Source organism: Verrucomicrobiota bacterium (genome assembly GCA_037139415.1).
Lineage (GTDB): Bacteria > Verrucomicrobiota > Verrucomicrobiia > Limisphaerales > Fontisphaeraceae > JBAXGN01.
In genome coordinates, this window is sequence record JBAXGN010000320.1 from 1 (window position 1) to 4,475 (window position 4,475).

Genomic DNA, 4,475 nt, shown 5'->3' on the forward strand with positions numbered 1-4,475 from the left:
TGCGGTTGCCGCTGCATTCCTCGCCACATATCATGGTTGCCAACGCGCTGCGCACGGATTGGCGCACCGTGCTGCCGCCAAAGCAATGTTCTTTCATCCTGGGTAACCCGCCGTTTGTGGGGAAGACTTATTTGACTGGCGAGCAGCGCATAGATATGCAAGCCGTTTGGGGAAGTGTTAAAGCTTGGGGCCTTTTGGATTTCGTATGCGCATGGTATTGGAAAGCCGCCGAATACATTCAAAAGACCAATACTCGTTGTGCATTTGTCTCTACGAATTCAATTTCACAAGGCGAACAACCGGGAGTGATGTGGCCCGAAATGTTTTATAAATGGAAGATTAAGATTCACTTTGCCCATCGCACATTTCCTTGGGAAAGTGAAGCGCGTGGTAAAGCGCATGTGCATGTCATAATCCTTGGCTTTGGGGCCACAGATGCAACAAATAAGCGCATCTATGACTACGACACTGACCTGGAACATCCATCAGTGAGCATCGTTTCAAATATCAGCCCCTATCTTGTTGGTGGCAATGATTTTGCGCTCCCATCTCGCACAGTGCCAATCTGCGCTGTGCCCGCCATTATTAATGGGTCAAAGCAGGTGGATGGTGGATTTCTGACGCTTAACCGCGCCGAAAAAGAGCAACTCTTAAAAAAGTATCCTGACCTAAAAGCATACATTCGCCCCTTCATCGGTTCAGAAGAATTTATTAACAGCGGCGAGCGATGGTGTCTCTGGTTAGTCGAGGCTCCACCGAAATTAATTCGGGAAAATGCCGAATTGTGGGCGCGAATCGAAGGGGTTCAGGCGTTCCGGCGAGCAAGTAAAAAGGAAAAGACCCGTGGCAGTGCAAAAAACCCCATGTTGTTCGGTGAAATTCGACCGGTGACAACGCCATTTCTTGCGATACCGGAAGTTTCCTCAGAGCGTCGCCAGTATATACCGGTGGGTTTCCTTTCCCCAGCCGTTATCCCGAGCAACAAAATCCAAGTTGTGCCCGATGCTACCATGTTTCATTTCGGTGTCATCTCTTCAACCATGCACATGGCTTGGATGCGCCAAGTAACTGGCCGTTTGGAAAGTCGTTACAGTTATTCGGCCAAGATTGTCTATAACAACTTCCCTTGGCCTTTATCACCCAGCACGGCACAGCGGGAAGCGATTGAAACGGCGGCACAGGCAGTGTTGAATGCACGGGCCAAATATTCCACGTCCACCCTTGCTGAACTTTATGATCCCGTCGCCATGCCTGCCGCACTGGCGAAAGCCCATACCGCCCTCGACCGCGCCGTGGATCGTTGTTATCGCAAAGAACCATTCGAATCAGATCGTCAGCGGGTGGAATATCTGTTCCAGCTTTACGAACAGATCACCGCGCCATTGGCCCCAATCGCCAAGCCAAAGCGTAGCGCCCGTCGTAAAGCCATCTACGGTGCGTATCCGTTTATCCCCGCGTCCATGACTAACCCTGTCCCAAACGCGGAGCAAGCCGCCGCCGAGGCCGGGCAGTGTTATTTTATCAGTGAAGAACCACCCCCTTATCGCACTAAAACCTGAGGCGAATTCTGTCTGTCTGTCTGCCCCCCCTTAGGCAGATAGACAGACAGACAGACAAAACCTAGTCCCGCCAGCGCAAAAGCCCGGCATCCTCGGTGAGGCGGGGACCAAATTTACCCTGGCCGCTGCAAGCCTGATAGGCCACTGCCCGGCAGCAGCGGGTTCGTTCCATCAACTCTTTCACCGCCTGGCGGCGGGCGATGTGCCGCCGGCCACCCTGGAATAACGTCTGCATATCCTCTTCCGTGACGCTGACCACATCGGTTTCACCAGCGGGGTCAAACTGCTCCCAGTCAAATTCCGGGCAGGCGGTGAATCCAGCCTCGCGGCGATGCCACGCGGAACGCGCCCCCAGTTCGCCGTTGTTGTTCTTGCAGCACGTCCACACCACCCGGTCGTCCTCCACTTCATCGCTGGCGGCCTGCATGACAAATACGCAGCGCGGCACCGAGGCCAGCACATAGCTGCCGGCCAGCGTGTTGAGCAGGCTGCGCCCGTTGGCGCGCTCGTTGACCGCCGGTTTGCGCGTGTGCGCCACCACCACGAGCGCCGGGGTATTCTCCCCGCTGGGGAGCGCCCGCCGCAACTGTTCAAAGGTTTCCAGGTAATCCCGCGCCCGGTCATCCCGCGCCGCGCTGTTCCACGGATCAAACACGATGACATCCGGGACGAACTCCTCGGCGGCGGCGCGCACGGCCGCCACAAACTCAGGCCGGTTAAAGGCCATGCCGAACGGTGGCGGGGAACAGATGCGGATATACTCGGAGACGTTTTCAACGCCGGGATGGCTGGTGGCCGTCAGTTGCTTGAATTCCCGGTGCAACCGGTGCAACCCGTTTTCATTCTGCAGGATCATGGTTTTGAAGCGGCGGTGGACGCGCAGCCCCAGCCAGGAATCGCCGGTGGCCCCGCTCCAGGCTAGCGCCACGGCGGCCCGGGATTTCCCCACCCCCGGCGCGCCGCCAATCACCATCACTTCGCCGCGCGTGGCGTGGAAATCCCCGATGAGACACAGATTCTCCGGCGGCTGGTAGGCCAGCAGATCCCCGGGAGAATACAGTTGCAGCCAGACCCGGTCGTCGGTGAGGCTCAGCAGGCGGTCAGCATGAATCCGGGCGTCCGCCACCAGGTCCGCCACGTTGACCGCTTCATTTTGCGCCAGGTCGGCCAACCTGCCGGCGAAGCCCAGGGCGGTGCGCCGGTGGGACTTCTCGCGCAGGATGCCCAGGAAATAATCGAAGTTGAGCGCGCTGGGGGTTTGCGCGGAGAGCGCACTGACATACGCCACGCCGCCAGCGGCATCCAGGGATTGGCGCTCCTTGAGCCACTGGTACAGGCTCGCGGTTTCCTGGGGTTGGCCCGCCTGCTGAAGGGCGCGCAGGGCGTTGAAGGCGCGGCGGTGGCGCAGGTCATAAAACAGGCCCTCCTCCAGGCGGGCCAGGAGCCGGACGGCGGCGGCAGGTTGCGAGGCGCAAAGGATGCAGCCCAAGGCGCCGGCCTCGGCCTCGGGGGCGTGAGGCGGCATGGCAGCCACAGGATGATTATTTAACGTATTCATAGTATTCATAATTCATTATATAAATACGGATACCGCCGACGGACCGGCCTGTCAAATACTATTTTACAAATTGTTAAATAAGTTTTAAAAGGATAACCCCTTGGACACCGGCCCGAATGAGCAGCGAGGTCCCCAAACTCCCACCGGAGCGCGGAACTCCGTCCCGCGTGGTTTGGGCTGCTTTCGCCGCCCACCCCGCTAAGGAATTAACCAGAGCTGCACCCGCGCCCCGGCGGACCGGAGGTCCGCGCTCCATCTTTGGCTTCCCAGGCGCGGGGGTGCGCGCCAAGGATCACCGCTACCGGCGGACGTCCGCTCGCAACGCCCACCCCTCCGTTACGGCAGCGCCACCCGCACGCGATTAAAGCGCACCGCTGCGGCGTTATTGGTATCGGTGAGGGACATGAGGCCGCCGGTGCCTGGAATATTCGATTGGCCCGGCACCACGTACCACACGGTGTTTTCCAGGTTCGTCGCCCAGCCCAGGGAATAGACCCGGTTCGACGAGGATTGGAAGGTCAGGGTCAGCGTCCCCAGCACCGGGTTGGCCACGGATTCGACATGGAAGACCGAGGCCGCGTTGGTGGGGTTGGTGTTGGCGATGTACTCTTTCCAGGCCGGTATGCCGTCCCCGTCGGTGTCGTTGGTTTCGGCGGCGCTAAAGTTATTGGTCCAGCCGAAGGAAGCCAGCCACCCGTGCGGGGTGCCGTTGGCCGCCTGGTCGGCGGCAAAGCTGGCGCTGATCGTGCCATCGGCCACCACGTTGCTCCAGGTGAAGCTGGTGACCGCACCGACGGAGACGCCGTTGGTAGTCACGTCGGCAACGTGGTAATAGGTGGCGGGTGTGAGGGTGAAGTTGGTTCTGCCGCCATTTGGCACCAGCACCGTGCCGGACGGGGTAACGACCCCGTTGGCGCCCGCCGTGACCGTGAGGAACCAGACGTTGCCCGCGCGGAAGCTGCCTTCCGCAGCCCAAGCTCCACCGGCCAGCGCGCTGTCAATCGCCTGCACGCTCCAGTAGTAATTGGTGCCGGGCAAGAGCCCCGCAATGTTCCAGTTCGTATTCTGGTTGACGTTGCCTAGGGCCGCCACCTTGCGGAAGCCGCTGGCGGTGTTGGCCAAGCCGGAAAACACGTCGTCCTTGCCGGGGCCGGTGCCGACGCGCAGGTTGTAGGTCAGCCCGGCGGCCGGCGTCTGGCTGTCGCCGGACGCGTTCCAGCTCAGCGTGGCCACGCTCCCGGACAACGTGGCGGAGAGGCCGCCCGGCGCGGTCGGCGCGGTGTTGGCCGCGCTACTGGTGGTATTCCGGTAGATGTAGGTCGCATCCGATTGCAGCATGGCGATGTCCAGCTTGCCGT

At 60.0% G+C, this 4,475-nt stretch carries 3 protein-coding genes; 1 reads left to right on the forward strand and 2 read right to left on the reverse strand.

Translation table 11 applies throughout. The features are described from left to right. Positions 1–1,559 (forward strand): type IIL restriction-modification enzyme MmeI (locus tag WCO56_29060; GenBank protein ID MEI7733650.1); only part of this gene is annotated, 1,559 nt, incomplete at its 5' end. Positions 1,560–1,620: 61 nt separating this feature from the next. On the opposite strand, the gene WCO56_29065 is transcribed toward WCO56_29060, so the two are convergent. Next, positions 1,621–3,117, reverse strand: a complete 1,497-nt coding sequence (locus WCO56_29065; GenBank protein MEI7733651.1) for a DnaB-like helicase N-terminal domain-containing protein — start codon at positions 3,115–3,117, stop codon at positions 1,621–1,623. A gap of 336 nt (positions 3,118–3,453) precedes the next feature. Beyond that, on the reverse strand, positions 3,454–4,475 hold a 1,022-nt coding region (locus WCO56_29070), incomplete at its 5' end, for a hypothetical protein (protein ID MEI7733652.1).

Bases quoted from the DNA above. Each gene is read 5' to 3' on its own strand.
- WCO56_29065 (MEI7733651.1), bottom strand. From the start codon at position 3,117: ATGAATACGTTAAATAATCATCCTGTGGCTGCCATGCCGCCTCACGCC.